The 15,236-nt window shown below is 54.2% G+C and carries 13 protein-coding genes, 1 tRNA gene and 1 rRNA gene; 12 read left to right on the forward strand and 3 right to left on the reverse strand.

The window, feature by feature from the left end:
* The 5 genes from rrf to BQ7483_RS00220 form a co-directional block, all read left to right on the forward strand.
* A 5S ribosomal RNA gene (gene rrf / locus BQ7483_RS00200) occupies positions 1–106 on the forward strand; the annotation flags it as partial.
* Positions 107–586: 480 nt separating this feature from the next.
* Positions 587–1,444, forward strand: coding sequence for an ABC transporter ATP-binding protein (locus BQ7483_RS00205; RefSeq protein WP_072544402.1), 858 nt, complete (start codon positions 587–589; stop codon positions 1,442–1,444).
* A 77-nt stretch (positions 1,445–1,521) separates the two neighbouring features.
* Complete coding sequence (locus BQ7483_RS17395; RefSeq protein WP_139247474.1) at positions 1,522–2,232, forward strand: hypothetical protein; 711 nt, start codon at positions 1,522–1,524, stop codon at positions 2,230–2,232.
* A 2-nt stretch (positions 2,233–2,234) separates the two neighbouring features.
* Complete coding sequence (locus tag BQ7483_RS00215) at positions 2,235–2,618, forward strand: GntR family transcriptional regulator (RefSeq protein WP_072544404.1); 384 nt, start codon at positions 2,235–2,237, stop codon at positions 2,616–2,618.
* Positions 2,615–3,454 (forward strand): hypothetical protein, encoded by an 840-nt coding sequence (locus tag BQ7483_RS00220; RefSeq protein ID WP_139247475.1) that lies wholly within the window; start codon positions 2,615–2,617, stop codon positions 3,452–3,454. The genes BQ7483_RS00215 and BQ7483_RS00220 overlap by 4 nt, the downstream gene beginning before the upstream one ends.
* Before the next feature lie 51 nt (positions 3,455–3,505).
* On the opposite strand, the gene BQ7483_RS00225 is transcribed toward BQ7483_RS00220, so the two are convergent.
* Positions 3,506–3,581 (reverse strand) — tRNA-Met (locus tag BQ7483_RS00225).
* A gap of 141 nt (positions 3,582–3,722) precedes the next feature.
* On the opposite strand from BQ7483_RS00225, the gene BQ7483_RS00230 reads away from it, so the two are divergent.
* The 4 genes from BQ7483_RS00230 to BQ7483_RS00245 all read left to right on the forward strand — a co-directional run bounded on the left by BQ7483_RS00230 (position 3,723) and on the right by BQ7483_RS00245 (position 8,391).
* Positions 3,723–4,322 (forward strand): TetR/AcrR family transcriptional regulator, encoded by a 600-nt coding sequence (locus tag BQ7483_RS00230; RefSeq protein ID WP_072544406.1) that lies wholly within the window; start codon positions 3,723–3,725, stop codon positions 4,320–4,322.
* Between the two features lie 65 nt (positions 4,323–4,387).
* Entirely contained in the window at positions 4,388–5,134 is a 747-nt protein-coding gene (gene fabG / locus BQ7483_RS00235; RefSeq protein ID WP_072544407.1) for a 3-oxoacyl-[acyl-carrier-protein] reductase, read from the forward strand.
* A gap of 12 nt (positions 5,135–5,146) precedes the next feature.
* On the forward strand, positions 5,147–5,821 hold the full coding sequence (locus BQ7483_RS00240; protein WP_072544408.1) for an RluA family pseudouridine synthase: 675 nt from the start codon (positions 5,147–5,149) through the stop codon (positions 5,819–5,821).
* Between the two features lie 29 nt (positions 5,822–5,850).
* Positions 5,851–8,391 (forward strand): S9 family peptidase, encoded by a 2,541-nt coding sequence (locus BQ7483_RS00245; RefSeq protein ID WP_072544409.1) that lies wholly within the window; start codon positions 5,851–5,853, stop codon positions 8,389–8,391.
* A 516-nt stretch (positions 8,392–8,907) separates the two neighbouring features.
* Here the strand turns inward: BQ7483_RS00245 and BQ7483_RS00250 are convergent.
* Complete coding sequence (locus BQ7483_RS00250) at positions 8,908–10,284, reverse strand: sigma-54-dependent transcriptional regulator (RefSeq protein WP_022020326.1); 1,377 nt, start codon at positions 10,282–10,284, stop codon at positions 8,908–8,910.
* A gap of 89 nt (positions 10,285–10,373) precedes the next feature.
* Here BQ7483_RS00250 and BQ7483_RS00255 point away from each other — a divergent pair, with 89 nt between their 5' ends.
* Positions 10,374–11,210 carry a peptidylprolyl isomerase gene (locus BQ7483_RS00255; RefSeq protein ID WP_072544410.1) on the forward strand — a complete coding sequence of 279 codons (837 nt, stop codon included), beginning with the start codon at positions 10,374–10,376 and terminating at the stop codon, positions 11,208–11,210.
* Positions 11,211–11,223: 13 nt separating this feature from the next.
* On the forward strand, positions 11,224–12,459 hold the full coding sequence (locus tag BQ7483_RS00260; protein ID WP_072544411.1) for a M16 family metallopeptidase: 1,236 nt from the start codon (positions 11,224–11,226) through the stop codon (positions 12,457–12,459).
* A gap of 150 nt (positions 12,460–12,609) precedes the next feature.
* Here the strand turns inward: BQ7483_RS00260 and BQ7483_RS00265 are convergent, their stop codons facing one another.
* Complete coding sequence (locus BQ7483_RS00265) at positions 12,610–13,791, reverse strand: 6-bladed beta-propeller (RefSeq protein ID WP_139247476.1); 1,182 nt, start codon at positions 13,789–13,791, stop codon at positions 12,610–12,612.
* A gap of 110 nt (positions 13,792–13,901) precedes the next feature.
* Between BQ7483_RS00265 and BQ7483_RS00270 the strand changes: the two genes are divergently transcribed.
* Entirely contained in the window at positions 13,902–15,236 is a 1,335-nt protein-coding gene (locus BQ7483_RS00270; RefSeq protein ID WP_072544413.1) for an MATE family efflux transporter, read from the forward strand.

The raw sequence follows: 15,236 nt of genomic DNA on the forward strand, positions 1-15,236 counted from the left end.
TGGCTATAGCACCGGGGTTCCACCTCTTCCCATTCCGAACAGAGAAGTTAAGCCCGGTCACGCCGATGGTACTGCGCAACAGTGGGAGAGTAGGTAGCCGCCGTCTTCAGTGGAAGTCCTCCGTGACGAACGTGTCACGGGGGACTTTTCGTTTGTGCACGTCCCGTCCCTGCGGCCGGCCCTCCCGTCCCTTTCCGCTTCCGCGCCTCTGCTCCCCTCCACCTCTCCCTCCCTCCTCCTGCCGTGCCGCGCTTCCTTACACCTTCACGGAGTGCTGCGTCACCTCCCCATGAAGTGCTTCCTCAGGTCCTCAGGAAGCACTGCGTCAGGTCCTCATGAAGCGCTTCGTCAGAACCTCACGAAGTGCTGCGTTGCACCGAAACAATGTGTTTGCACTCTTTTCCAAGTATTTTTGCTCTTTTGCAAAAGAAAATTCTCTTTTTGTTTGTTGTTTCGCTTTCTTTCACTACATTTGCAGTGTACTATTAATCTAATACACTATATATCCTTGATCCGGAAGAGTGACAGGCCTTCAGCTCGTCGGATGGAAGGAATGGGGTGTTGGTATATAATTAATTAATGTGTTATGCTACAAGTAGAGAATATTTCGTTCAGTTATGGACGCAGGAAGCCCGAAGTATTGTCGGACTTCTCGTTTTCCCTGGAGAAAGGCCGGGTATATGGACTGCTGGGGAAGAACGGGGTGGGCAAGTCTACCCTATTATATCTGATGTGCGGACTGCTGACGCCCAAGCATGGCCGCGTGATGTATCACGGACTGGATGTGCGGAGACGTCTGCCCGAAACGCTGCGGGATATGTTCCTGGTACCCGAGGAATTTGACTTGCCTGCCGTTTCGCTGGTTCAGTTTGTGGAGCTGAACAGCCCTTTCTATCCCAACTTCAGCAAGGAGGACATGATGACCTATCTACATCTGTTCGAGATGGACTGGAACATCCATCTGGGCGGGCTGTCTATGGGGCAGAAGAAGAAAGTGTTCATGAGTTTTGCACTTGCCACGCATACCTCGCTGCTGCTGATGGACGAGCCGACCAACGGACTGGACATCATGGCGAAGAGCCAGTTCCGCAAGTTCATCGCTTCGGGCATGTCGGACGAGCGGACCATTGTGATTTCCACCCACCAGGTGAGGGACATTGACAATGTGCTGGATCATGTAGTGATTATGAACAACAGCTGCGTGCTGCTCGACGAGTCTATCGCACGCGTGACCGAACGACTGGCGTTTGTGGAGAGCGACAGCCCCGCCCTGGCCGAGGAGGCTCTGTACAAACTGCCTTCGGTGCAAGGCAACAGCCTGCTGCTGCCCAATCGTGAGGGCGTGGAGACGAAGCTCAACCTGGAGCTGCTCTTCGGTGCCGTATTGGCCAACCCCGAGAAGATAAAAGAATTGTTTCAATCTAAAATGGAGGAGGAGAGATGATGCGTGATCGTTTTTTCAGTATGTCGCGTTTTCTGAATTGCTGTCAGAAAGATTTGGTGGAGAATTGGCGGAAAAATATGTTGCGTCTGGTTGCGATGTATGGTGCTTTGACCGTCTTTTTTATTTGGGCTGGTCGCATCTGGCGTCGTCCTAGTTTTAGTAGTGAGCTTTGGCAAAACGAGTTCGGAGTCGGGTGCTTCATGATATTTGCGATGGGTACGTTGAGTGCTTCGTTTGTGATGGAGTTCCTGAAAGACAAACGCCGTCGGCTTTCGGCTCTGATGTTACCGGCTACCGCTTTCGAGAAATATTTATCACGTTGGTTTCTTTATACTTTCGTTTTCCTTTTGGCTTATGCCTTGGCTTTTGTATTGGCCGATTTGACGCGTGCTTTTATTTCTTCCCTATTTGACACTGGTGTTACGTCTATTTTCCCTTATGGACAGTTGACAAATGAAACGATGTTTCCTCCATTTTTCAGTACCGGACGGGGGACACTCTTTAGCTTCTCGTTCTACTTTGCCGTCCAGAGTGCCTATGTGCTGGGCAGTGCCTTGTGGCCGAAGAATGCTTTCATCAAGACCTCGGCAGCCCTGATTGTCGTCATTTCCATTTTTGTGGCCGTACTGGTTTCGCTGGTCAAGTCGCTGCACTTCGGACCCTATACTCCCATGGAGGAAGAAACGGCGGTGACACTCTGTACTTGTCTTTTGTTCGCCTTTGCCATCTTCTGCTGGGTGACGGCCTACTATCGTTTGAAGGAAGCGGAAATCATTAATCGTTGGTAAGTATGGATTTTAGAGATACGAAAGCTATTTATCTGCAGATTGCCGACCGCATCTGCGACGAAGTACTGGTGGGAAAGTTTGCCGAAGACAGCCGCATTCCCTCGGTGCGCGAGTATGCTGCCGTGGTGGAAGTGAATGCCAACACGGTGATGCGCTCGTTCGACCAGCTCCAGTCGCAGGGTATCATCTACAACAAGCGGGGCATCGGCTATTTTGTGGCTGCGGGTGCCCGCGAGCGGATTCTCGCCTTGCGCAAGGAACAGTTCCTGACAAACGAGGTCGACTATTTTTTCAAACAGCTGTACACGCTGGGCATTTCCGATGCCGAACTGGCGGCGATGTACCGCGATTATGCCAAGAATCAAGAAAAGAATAACAAGTTATGAAACGAACTACTTATATTATATTGGGTGTGTTGCTGGCCCTGCTGGCCGGCATGAGTGGCACCATTATCTATTGGGGAACGCACAGCGGAAGTGTGTCGGACATGACCGTCCGCCTGGAAGGAGAAGAGCAGGTGCGTCCGTTGCCTGCCTGCAAGGTCGTGAGATTCCAGATGGACAAGACTTTGTACAAGTACGATGGCAAGGATGATTTTACTTATTACTTTACCTTGAACACTGCCCATCTGATAGTGACTCCGGCCGATACGGCAACCGGCAGTTTCTCTTATGCGGCCGATATGGAGGAATTTATGAGCTTCGAGACGAATGGAGATACCCTGGATGTTGTGTTCAGCTTCCCGCCGGAGGAGCTTCGGAAGAGGATGCCGGAAGGAAAGATTGCCCCTTCTTTTATTATAAAGACTGCCCCTCTTTCTTTGCGCTTGCCCGAAAGCGTTGAGTGCTTGAACGGAGAGATGCTTTATGCGGTAGAGTTGCAGGACTTGCAACGCGATTCGTTGGCCATTGATTTCTCCGACAGCCCTGCCACGGTGTTTGTGCAGAATTCCCGTTTCCGTGCCCTGTCTGTTTTGGCGCGTCAGCTGGATCTGGTCAGTGGGTCGGTGGACCATCTGTATCTGAATCTGGACGAATTGTACAGTTTTGAGGTGAAGACCGATTCCTTCCGCATCGACACCGAATACTTGAGTGGCTCGAGGAATGCGGACTTCCAGGCAGACCCGCAGGAATGTCGTCGTATTCTGTGGAATCCTCTGTCGAAGGAAACCAAACTGAATCTGAAAATGAAGAATCCAAGTGAAATCCTCCTGCGCGACTGAGCAGGGGGATGAAAACGAAAAAGGAATTGCGATTGCAATTCCTTTTTTTATTGGTTGCGGAGGCAAGACTCGAACTTACGACCTTTGGGTTATGAGCCCAACGAGCTACCAACTGCTCCACTCCGCGATGTTCTTGATTTCGAGTGCAAAGGTACGACTTATTTTGGAAAAAACAAATATTCGGCAGATATTTTTTTTATTTCTTGTGTGATAAGGGGAAATGTCTTACTTTTGCTCAGATTATTAAGCAATGTGCAATTATTGAACCATGCCGTTATCCAAGACCAGAGCCCAGTTAGTGGACGTCGCCCGTCAGCTCTTTGCGAAGATGGGTGTCGAGAACACCACGATGAACGACATCGCCCTCGCTTCGAAGAAAGGGCGACGCACGCTCTATACCTACTTCAAGAGCAAGGAAGACATCTATCTGGCCGTGGTCGAGTCGCAGCTGGACATCCTGCTGGACACCATGAAGCGTGTGGCCGACAAGCACATCTCGCCCGACGAGAAGATGCTCGAGATGATCTACACCCGTCTGGACGTGGTGAAGGAGGTGGTCTACCGCAACGGTACGCTCCGGGCCGGTTTCTTCCGCGACATCTGGAAGGTGGAGAAGGCGCGCAAGCAGTTCGACGAGAAGGAAGTGCAGCTCTTCAAGGAGGTGCTGCGCGAGGGCATGGAAAAGGGGGTGTTCCAGATAGACGACCTCGACATGACGGCCGAGCTGGTGCACTATTGTGTGAAAGGTATCGAGGTGCCCTACATCCGCGGACAGATCGGAGCCAATCTGGACGACGCCACACGCGACAAGTACGTGGCGCGCATCGTCTTCGGCGCCCTGCACCGCAAGGAACCGAAGACACCGTGATGCGGGCGGGAAAAGATACTTTTACGGAGAAGAAAAGATACTTTTAATTTTTAAACAATACGATTATGGGATTATTAACTGGAAAAACAGCCATCGTAACCGGTGCCGCACGTGGTATCGGCAAGGCTATTGCATTGAAGTTTGCCGCTGAAGGCGCCAATGTAGCATTTACGGACCTGGTCATCGACGAGAACGCCGAGAATACAGCCAAGGAAATCGAAGCCATGGGCGTGAAGGCCAAGGCTTACGCTTCGAATGCCGCCAACTTCGAGGATACGGCCAAGGTGGTAGAGGCCATCCATCAGGACTTCGGCCGCATCGACATCCTGGTGAACAACGCCGGCATCACCCGCGACGGCCTGATGATGCGCATGAGCGAGCAGCAGTGGGATATGGTCATCAACGTGAACCTGAAGTCGGCATTCAACTTCATCCACGCCTGTACGCCCATCATGATGCGCCAGAAAGCCGGCAGCATCATCAACATGGCTTCTGTAGTAGGTGTTCACGGCAACGCCGGACAGGCCAACTACTCGGCTTCCAAGGCCGGTATGATTGCTCTGGCCAAGTCCATCGCACAGGAACTCGGCTCGCGCGGCATCCGTGCCAACGCCATTGCTCCGGGCTTCATCATGACAGCCATGACCGACGCCCTCTCTGACGAGGTGAAGGCCGAATGGTGCAAGAAGATTCCTCTGCGCCGTGGCGGTACGCCCGAAGACGTGGCCAACGTGGCTACCTTCCTGGCATCCGACATGTCGTCCTACGTTTCGGGTCAGGTGATCCAGATCGACGGTGGCATGAACATGTAATTTGCGATTGATATGACCGTCGTTTACGAGGACAATCACATCATTATCGTCAACAAGACCGCTTCGGAGATTGTTCAGGGAGACAAGACGGGCGATGTACCCCTTTCGGAAACCGTCAAGCAGTATCTGAAAGAGAAGTACCACAAGCCCGGCAACGTCTTTATCGGTGTGACCCACCGCCTGGACCGCCCTGTGAGCGGTCTTGTTGTCTTTGCCAAGACCAGCAAGGCCCTGTTGCGCCTGAACGAGATGTTCAAGAACAGCGAGGTGAAGAAGACCTACTGGGCCATCGTGAAGCAGACGCCCGCCGAGACCGAGGGCGAGCTGGTGAACTACTTGGTGCGCAACGAGAAGCAGAACAAGAGCTACGCCTACGACACCGAAAAGCCCGGCAGCAAGAAGGCCGTCCTGCACTACCGGCTCATCGCCCGCTCGGATAATTACAGTCTGCTGGAGGTGGACCTGAAGACGGGCCGCCACCATCAGATCCGTTGCCAGCTGGCCAAGATGGGCTGCCCCATCAAGGGCGATCTGAAGTACGGCTTTCCCCGCTCCAATCCCGACGGCAGCATATGTCTGCACGCCCGCCACGTGCGCTTCGTCCATCCTGTTTCCAAGGAACTGATAGACGTCGTGGCCCCCGTACCGTCGGACAACCTGTGGCGCAGCCTTACCGCTTCTTTGTAACGACCGATTTGATAAAACACAGATTTTCTATGAAAAAAAGACTGATACTCCCGGCATTGCTGCTCTGTGCAGGCATGGCCGTGCAGGCGCAGCAACAGCAGGCGTCTGCTTTCTACCTTCGTCCCGCCGTGTCGTTGCGGGCACCCCTCCAGGGGGACAGCATCAACTTCAAGGGCGACAAGTTTGACATGAAGGAACTGCTGAAAACAAAAGTGAATCTGGACTTCGACTCCTATACCTACGACCGCGTCGAGGCCGATACGGCCGGTTACGTCCGTGTGGCCCCTGCCGACCGCGACAACCTGCTCTACCTCTTCGCCACCAACCTGCGGGCCGAACGCTTCATGAAGGGCAAGCTCAAGGTATCTTCGCCCGCCCGCTTCGAGGTGTTCGTCAACGGCGTGTCCAAGCATGTGAAGGATGCTGTCCAGGACAGCCTCTCGCAGGTGCACCCTGCTGAAATCAGCCTGCGTCTGGAGCCCGAGGCCGACAACGAAATCATCATCAAGCTCCTTGCCTCGGCCGACGACAAGGCCGAGCCCGTGCTGAAGTGCACGTTCGAGGGCGATAAGGACTTCGAGAACGTTCCCTTCCACATGGCTCCCGATCTGAAGCGCCGCCTGTCGCTCTACAATACCGCTTTCGGACAGAAGGTCTACTCCGTCTCCCTCTCGCCCGACGGCAAGTACCTGCTGACGTATTATTGGGACAACTACTCCACCAAGCGTTCGCGCACGTGGCAGGAACTGACCGAAGTGAAGACGGGCCGCATGATTCATCCCAACGTGCCCACCAATGCCCGCTGGATGCCGGTGAGCAGCAAGCTCTACTATACCGTGACGGGCGACGAACGGAAAGACCTCGTGGTGCTGGACCCTGCCACGATGCGCGAGGAGACGGTGATGACCAACGTGCCCGACGGCCGTTTCACCTGGTCGCCCACGGAAGACTACCTGATTTATTCGTCTTCGGACGAAGGTGAGAAGGTGAGCGGTCCCCTGAAGCGCATGCTGATGCCCGACGACCGCATCCCCGGTTCGCGCAACCGCTCCTACCTGATGAAGTATGACCTGAAGACGGGTGTGTCCGAGCGCCTGACCTACGGCTCGCGCCCCGTTTACCTGAACGACATTTCGTGGGATGGCGCCAAGTTGCTCTGCACCACGTCGAAACCCAACATCACGAAGTGCCCCTACAGCCTGACCACCCTGTTCGAGCTCGACCTGAACACGATGAAGGCTGACACGCTGGTGCGTGAGGATGCCTACCTCAACTCCGCTTCCTATTCGCCCGACGGCCGTCAGCTGGTGCTGATCGGCAGCCCCGAGGCCTTCGGCGGCATCGGCAAGAACTGCGGTCCGCATCCCATTGCCAACGACTTCGACACGCAGGCTTTTCTGATGGACTTGGCTACCAAGGAGATAACGCCCATCACGCGCGACTTCAATCCCTCGGTATCCCTCCTGCAATGGAACCGTACGGACGGCTGCATCTACTTCAATACCACCGACAAGGACTGTCAGCACATCTATCGCTACACACCGAAGAAAGGCACGTTCGAGCTGCTTCCCCTGGCCGAAGACGTCATTTCTTCGTTCTCTCTGGCCGACAAGGCTCCCCAGGTGGCGGCCTATGTAGGCGGTGGCAACACCTCGACCGGCGTAGCCTATCTGTACGACTGCAAGAAGCAGACATCCAAGCTGCTGGCTAATCCGATGCAGAAGACGCTGGACAAGATCGAGTTCGGCCGGATGGAAGAGTGGAACTTCACGGCTTCGGACGGAACGACGATTGAAGGCATGATGTGCCTGCCGCCCGACTTCGACCCCGAGAAGAAATATCCGCTGATTGTCTATTACTACGGCGGTACCACGCCTACCACGCGCGGCATGACTTCGCCCTACAGTCCGCAGCTCTTTGCTTCGCGCGACTATGTGGTCTACGTCATCCAGCCCAGCGGCACCATCGGCTACGGCCAGGAGTTCTCTGCCCGCCACGTCAATGCCTGGGGCGACTATACGGCCGACAACATCATCGAGGGTACCAAGAAGTTCTGTGAAGCCCATCCGTTTGTCAATGCCGAGCGTATCGGCTGTCTGGGTGCTTCGTATGGCGGCTTCATGACCATGTATCTGCAGACCAAGACCGACATCTTTGCCGCTGCCGCCTCGCATGCCGGCATCAGCAACGTCACCAGCTACTGGGGTGAAGGCTATTGGGGCTATTCCTACAATGCCATTGCCGCCGCAGGCAGTTATCCCTGGTCGCAGCCCGACCTCTTCACCAAGCACGGGGCCCTGTTCAATGCCGACAAGATCCACACGCCCCTGCTGCTTCTGCACGGTACGGCCGATACCAACGTGCCTATCGGCGAGAGCATCCAGCTGTACAATGCGTTGAAGATTCTGGGCCGGACGGTGGAATTCATAACCGTGGACGGGGAGAACCACTTCATTGCCGACTACGACAAGCGTATCCTGTGGCACAACTCCATCATGGCCTGGTTTGCCAAGTGGTTGCAGGACAGCCCCGAGTGGTGGAACGACCTGTATCCTGAACGTCATTGGTAAGAATATAGCGAAACATCAAGGCGATAAAAAAGAAAAAGCCGCCCCCAGAATAGACAAGACGGGGCGGCTTTTTTTCTTGTTAGTGTGCTTACTCTTCTTCAGCAACTTTGAGCAGATGTTTCTGTCCGAAGTGCGGAGCTGTCCAAGAGAAAGCCGGAAGTATTTTAGGGCTGATTTGTTTCCGGCTTCTGGTATTGGCTCCCCCGGCCTCTTCTTTTCAGAAGGCGGCCGGGGAGAGCCCTCCACAAACAAACATAAACAGGGCTGCTACTAATACTAACGTTTTACTTTCACTTGCTTTCCTTTTAAAAGAGTATATATATATATATAAAGTTTAGGTTTAAGTTGCTTTTTTGTCAGCGTAAGCTCGCGCTCACATCTAATTAACTTCAAAAAGCGTGCCAAAAACCTTCGTTCTTGCTTATCGCTTTGATAAGCAAGAACTTGCGATTTCCCCTTCCGTTGTGGAAGTGTGGAAAACGGGTGTGGATGTGTGGAACGGATTGTGGAATATTTCTACAATATGTCCGAAAGGTTGTAGAGCTTCAGTTTGTTGTAGAGCGTTTTCCGGTCGATGCCGAGCAGCTGGGCGGCCCGGCTCTTGTTGTTGCCGGTCTGGCGGAGGGCTTCGATGATCTGCTGCTTTTCCGTCTCCTCGTTGCGCAGGGGCATGCTGCCAGGCGTGTGGGCAGCGAGGGAAGGAGAGGGCTGGAGGTCGGACAGCTCGTTCAGGGTGATGAACTTGCCTGTGGCGAGCAGGGTGGCCCGGCGTACGACGTTCTTCATCTGGCGGAGGTTGCCCGGCCAGGAATATTCGGTCAGGGCACGCGAGGCGGCTTCGTCGAAACCTATCAGATGCTTGTCCATTTCGCGGTTGGCCTGGTCCAGGAAGAAGTTGGCGAAGAGCAGGATGTCTTCGTGGCGGTCCTTCAGTTGCGGCATGCGCAGGGTGAATTCGTTGATACGGTGGTAGAGGTCCTCGCGGAAGTTGCCCCGTTCGATGGCTTGCTCCAGATTTTCGTTGGTGGCCGATATCAGGCGGACGTCCACCTGTATCTCCTTGTTCGAGCCGACGGGGCGTATCTTGCGCTCCTGCAGGGCGCGGAGCAGCTGTACCTGCACCTCGTAGCTCAGGTTGCCGATTTCGTCCAGAAAGATAGTGCCGCCGTTGGCAGCCACGAAGGCTCCCGTCTTGTCGGTCAGGGCGCCGGTGAAGGCTCCCTTCACATGGCCGAAGAATTCGGAAGCGGCCAGTTCCTTGGGGATGGCGCCGCAGTCGATGGCTACGAACGGATATTGCGCCCGCTTGCTCAGCTGGTGGATGCGGTGGGCCACGTATTCCTTACCCGTGCCGCTGGCTCCGTTGATGAGCACCGACATGCTGGTGGGGGCCACCAGGCGGACGTAGTTGTAGAGTTGCTTGGCGGCATCGCTTTCCCCTTCCAGATAGTCGGACGGAGGGTTCTGGCCGGCGGCTTCCTGTGCGGTGTGGGGCTTTTCGGCCTGAGGGGCGGGAGCGGAAGTAGAGGTCTCGGAAGATTTGAGTGCTTCGTCCATCTTCTTGAGCAGTTCGTCGGGGTTCACCGGCTTGGCCACGTAATCGCGTGCGCCCAGCTTCATGGCCTGTACGGCCGACTGGATGTCCGCATAACCCGTCATGATGATGAGCGGAGTCAGGCGGCCGTGTTGCCCCATCCACTTCAGCAGGTCGATGCCGTCGCGGTCGGGCAGGCGCAAGTCGGAGAGAATGAGGTCTATAGCTTCTGTTTCAATGATTTTCTGGGCACGCGCGATGCTGCTGGCCGACTGTACCTGGAAGCCTTTCTTCCCCAGCCAGGTCTTCAGCATCATGCCATACGTGATATCATCTTCTACAATCAATACAGACTTCATAAGCGCAAATATTATCTTTTACAACACAAAGGTAAGCTGTTTTGGCTGATTTTAGTATATTTGCAGACTTAAATTAAACAAAAAGTAAGATGAAAAAGGCAACAGTTGTATTATTAACCATCCTGGTTTGCGGCTTTGTGGCCTGCAAATCGGATAAAAAAGCGAAAGATATGAGCGAAGAAACCAAACTGAAGATTGAAACCACCGCGGGCGACATCGTGGTGAAGCTGTACAACGAAACTCCCCAGCATCGGGACAATTTCATCAAGCTGGCCGAGAACGGTACCTATGAGGGAACCCTCTTTCACCGTGTCATCAAGGACTTCATGATACAGGCAGGTGACCCCGATTCGAAGAACGCGTCCAAGGGTCAGATGCTGGGTGCGGGCGATGTGGGCTATACCGTCCCTGCCGAGTTTGTCTATCCCAAGTATTTCCATAAGAAAGGTGCTTTGTCTGCCGCCCGCCAGGGGGACAACGTGAATCCCCAGAAGGCTTCGTCGGGCTGTCAGTTCTACATCGTTACCGGCAAGGTGTACAGCGATTCGGCCCTGCTGAGCATGGAGCAGCAGATGAACCAGATGCGCTTCAACAACCTGTTCAACACGTTGGCCTCCAAGCATGCCAAGGACATCTACAAGATGCGCAAGGCAGGCGACCAGGAAGGGCTGATGAACCTGCAGGACACGCTCATAGCCCAGGTGGAGAAGCAGCTGGCCGGCCAGCCCGAATTCCGCTTCACGCCCGAGCAGGTGAAGGCCTACACGACCGTGGGTGGTACGCCCCATCTGGACGGCGAGTACACCGTCTTCGGCGAAGTGCTGGAAGGCATGGACGTGGTCGACAAGATCCAGCGGGTGAAGACCGACCGCAACGACCGTCCCGAAGAGGATGTGAAGATCATCAAGGTGGAAGTGCTGAAGTAAGCTCCCGGCGGGAATGTTCAAGGTAAACAGGCAGATATTGGACAACGGCCTGCGGCTGGTGCATTGCGAAGACACCAGCACGCAGATGGTGGCGCTGAATATCGTGTATGATGTCGGCGCCCGCGACGAGCATCCCCAGCACACGGGGTTTGCCCATCTGTTCGAACACCTGATGTTCGGAGGTTCCTTGCACATTCCCGACTATGACACTCCCCTCCAGCTGGCGGGCGGCGAGAACAACGCGTGGACCAACAACGACATCACCAACTATTACCTCACCGTGCCCCGCCAGAATGTGGAGACGGGCTTCTGGCTGGAGTCCGACCGCATGCTGGGGCTGGACTTCAGCGAACGGAGCCTCGAAGTGCAGCGCGGTGTGGTGATGGAGGAGTTCAAACAACGCTGCCTCAACCAGCCGTATGGCGACGTGGGCCATCTGCTCCGTCCGCTGGCCTATCGCTTCCACCCCTATCAGTGGCCTACCATCGGCAAGGACCTTTCGCACATCGAGCAGGCCACGCTCGACGAGGTGCGCGAATTCTTCTACCGCCACTATGCCCCCAACAATGCCGTCCTGGCTGTGGCCGGCAACATCACGTGGGAGGAAACCGTCCGCCTGACGCAGAAATGGTTCGGCCCCATTCCCCGTCGCGAAGTGCCCGTCCGTTGTCTGCCGCAGGAACCTAGGCAGACCGAAGAGCGACGCTTGACCGTGGAGCGTCCTGTCCCCCTCGACGCCCTCTTCATGGCTTTCCACATGTGCCGCCGCGACGAGTCCGACTATTATGCTTTCGACATTCTTTCCGACATCTTGGCCAACGGACGCTCCAGCCGTCTGAACCGCCGGCTGATACAGGAACAGAAACTTTTTTCCAGCATTGATGCCTACATTTCCGGCAGTCGGGATGCGGGTCTTATCCATATCAGCGGCAAGCCTTCGCAAGGAGTCTCGCTCGATGAGGCCGAAGCGGCCGTCCGCGAAGAACTGGAGCAGCTCCGCCGCCAGCTGGTCGACGAACCCGAGCTGGAAAAGGTGAAGAACAAGTTCGAGGCCGCCCAGATTTTCGGCAACATCCATTACCTGAATGTGGCCACCAACCTGGCCTGGTTCGAGCTGACCGGCCGTGCCGAGGACATCGACCGTGAGGTGGACAACTACCGTTCCGTCACCGCCGACCACCTCCGTCAGGTGGCCGACCGCGCCTTCCGTCGCGAGAATGGAGTGGTACTGCATTATCGGAAAGAATGAAAGAAAAAAATAAGCAGGGCAAAGCGTCTGTTTTCCCAGCCTAAATCATTCGTTTGCCCAGCTTAAAACATTGCTTTTCCCAGCCTAAATCATTGCTTTTTCCAGCCTGAAAGATTGCTTTCTTTGGGAGGGAAGCTCATGCCTTGCACGTCACTTGAAGTGCAGAACTTTCACAAGCAATATATTCTCTTTCATTTCCAATTCTTTATATTCTTTGGGATAATATTCCGCAACATATTCATCCGAATATTGAAGGACCAACGCGTTGGGATAATTGGAAGAAACATAAAGTCCTAATGAAAACATGCCGGGAAGATCGATAAGGGGACGTTCGAACGTTGTCAGTTCTCCGGTCTGTTTATGATACAGGACATGTACTCCTCTTCCTCTCGGACTATCGGAAAAGATGCTCCAAAGGGTATACAGGTAATGGTCGGATTCGATGGCCATATCACAACCGGCCCGTTCATCCTTGATGTCCAGCGTTGTCCTATGCCCTATGAACTGACTTTCTAATTTTACATCGGGCTGGAACTGATAAGTCCGGCTGACAGTTTTTTGAACGGGGTCGTACCTGTAAAATTCTCCGCTGGAAGGATTGAAAGCGTGAACAATTCCTTCCGTATCGGTAGTCATTCGGGCAAACATACTTGAACTGTAGGGGTACACTTCCTCCTTTTGCAGGATTGTTTCTACCTTTTCGCCTTTATCGTTCATAATCCAAAGTCCGTTGCTGTTGTCCAATTGTGAACAGGACAATTGATAGCACAGGAAATTACTGTCCGGAAGGGCTACAATGTCATCATAAATTAAACTGAATGGAAAGGTGATGTTTCGAATGAATGTGCCATCGGGGGAATAGCTGAAGATTCGGCGGGTAGCCAAGTCTTCCAGATACAGACAGTCTTTGCCCAGAAAGAAACCAGATAATTCGGTATATTCTCCCGGCCCGCCTCCTTGACGTCCGATGCTGTTGAGGAACCTGCCTGAGCGGTCGAAACGGAATACAACATTCTGTTTGGAATCTGATGCATAGATGTTGTTCCCTTCAAAATAGATACGTGAAACTGAGCCGAAGAACATACTGTCCGGCAAGGCGAGCCGAATGGTTGTCACACTGTCTATGAAGGATGACAGGGGGAGCTCTTTCTGGGGTGAGGTCAGATTGAGCGGCAGTAGGATTGTGTTGTCTTCTGATTGGCCGTTCGTGGAATGGCATGCGGTGAATACCGATAACAGAAGGACGAGGCAGAGGGGCATGCTTTTCTTCATGGTTGTTCGATTAAAAAGGTTTCTGTCATGCAAATAAACAAAAAAAATGGAAAAAGGCAAATTCTCAAAGCGCTTCTTTTATGAGACCTGCCGCAGGACATGCTTTGCTTATTTGGAATAAATGAACTACCTTTGTGAGAATTTACGAAACTATCTTTAGAAAATTCTCGATGAAACACTGGATGCAGACTTATGGCGGGCACTATCGTGCGTTGGTCCGCCTGGGCTTTCCGATTGTGGTGGGGCAGTTGGGCGTCATTATATTGGGCTTTGCCGATACGCTGATGATTGGCCATCACAGTACAGAGGAGCTGGGCGCGGCTTCGTTTGTCAACAATCTGTTTAACTTGTGCATCATTTTCAGTACAGGTTTCAGCTATGGCCTGACGCCGGTGGTGGGAGCCCTTTACGGTAACCGTCGCTTTGCCGAGGCGGGGCAGGCCCTGTTGTGCAGCCTGGTGGCCAATGCGCTGGTGGCAGTGTTGCTGACGGTGGTGATGGGAGTCCTGTACTTCAACATCGGGCGGTTGGGCCAGCCGGAGGAATTGTTGCCGCTGATCCGTCCTTATTATCTGGTGTTGCTGGCTTCCCTGCTTTTCGTGCTGCTGTTCAACGGATTCAAGCAGTTTACCGACGGCATTACCGATACACAGACGGCCATGTGGCTGCTGCTGGGAGGCAATGCGCTGAACATCGTGGGCAACTATGTGCTGATAAACGGCAAGCTGGGGCTGCCCGAGCTGGGACTGCTGGGTGCCGGGCTGAGTACACTCCTGTCGCGCATCGTGATGGTGGTGACCTTTGCGCTGATTGTGTGGCGCAGCCGTCGGTTTGCCCGTTATCGGGTCGGAGTGTGGCGGTTGGGATGGTCGGTGCCGGTGTTCCGCCGTCTCAATGCCTTGGGATGGCCCGTCGGCCTGCAGATGGGGATGGAGACCGCTTCGTTCAGCCTCAGTACGGTGATGGTCGGCTGGCTGGGCACGCTGGCGCTGGCCTCCCATCAGATTATGCTCACCATTTCGCAATTCACGTTCATGATGTTCTATGGCATGGGGGCGGCCGTAGCGGTGCGCGTCAGCAATTTTCACGGGCAGGGCGATGTGCGGAATGTGCGCCGCGTGGCCTACGCAGGCTTTCATCTCATCCTCTTCATGGGCGTCATTCTGCTCAGCATCGTCTTTGCCTTCCGCAGTCGGGTAGGCGGATGGTTTACGGACAATGCGGAAGTTTCTGCCCTGGTTTCCGCGTTGTTTTTCCCCTTCCTCATCTATCAGTTTGGCGACGGCCTGCAAATCAATTTCGCCAATGCCCTGCGTGGCATTACCGACGTTAAACCGATGATGCTGATAGCGTTTATTGCCTATTTTCTTATATCTTTGCCGGTAGGATATTTCTGCGGATTCGTGCTCGGCTGGGGACTGCCGGGGGTGTGGATGGCCTTTCCCTTCGGGCTGACCAGTGCCGGGCTGATGTTGTGGGGACGTTTCCGCTCTAAAACCCGATAG

It is taken from the genome of Mediterranea massiliensis, assembly GCF_900128475.1.
Taxonomy (GTDB): Bacteria; Bacteroidota; Bacteroidia; order Bacteroidales; family Bacteroidaceae; genus Bacteroides; species Bacteroides massiliensis_E.

Excerpts from the sequence above, each read along its gene's own strand:
- BQ7483_RS00270 (WP_072544413.1), top strand. The coding sequence starts at position 13,902 with ATGAAACACTGGATGCAGACTTATGGCGGGCACTATCGTGCGTTGGTC.
- BQ7483_RS00230 (WP_072544406.1), top strand. The coding sequence starts at position 3,723 with ATGCCGTTATCCAAGACCAGAGCCCAGTTAGTGGACGTCGCCCGTCAG.
- BQ7483_RS00245 (WP_072544409.1), top strand. The coding sequence starts at position 5,851 with ATGAAAAAAAGACTGATACTCCCGGCATTGCTGCTCTGTGCAGGCATG.
- BQ7483_RS00250 (WP_022020326.1), bottom strand. The coding sequence starts at position 10,284 with ATGAAGTCTGTATTGATTGTAGAAGATGATATCACGTATGGCATGATG.
- BQ7483_RS00215 (WP_072544404.1), top strand. The coding sequence starts at position 2,235 with ATGGATTTTAGAGATACGAAAGCTATTTATCTGCAGATTGCCGACCGC.
- BQ7483_RS00260 (WP_072544411.1), top strand. The coding sequence starts at position 11,224 with ATGTTCAAGGTAAACAGGCAGATATTGGACAACGGCCTGCGGCTGGTG.
- BQ7483_RS00240 (WP_072544408.1), top strand. The coding sequence starts at position 5,147 with ATGACCGTCGTTTACGAGGACAATCACATCATTATCGTCAACAAGACC.
- BQ7483_RS00205 (WP_072544402.1), top strand. The coding sequence starts at position 587 with ATGCTACAAGTAGAGAATATTTCGTTCAGTTATGGACGCAGGAAGCCC.
- fabG (WP_072544407.1), top strand. The coding sequence starts at position 4,388 with ATGGGATTATTAACTGGAAAAACAGCCATCGTAACCGGTGCCGCACGT.
- BQ7483_RS00220 (WP_139247475.1), top strand. The coding sequence starts at position 2,615 with ATGAAACGAACTACTTATATTATATTGGGTGTGTTGCTGGCCCTGCTG.
- BQ7483_RS17395 (WP_139247474.1), top strand. The coding sequence starts at position 1,522 with ATGTTGCGTCTGGTTGCGATGTATGGTGCTTTGACCGTCTTTTTTATT.
- BQ7483_RS00255 (WP_072544410.1), top strand. The coding sequence starts at position 10,374 with ATGAAAAAGGCAACAGTTGTATTATTAACCATCCTGGTTTGCGGCTTT.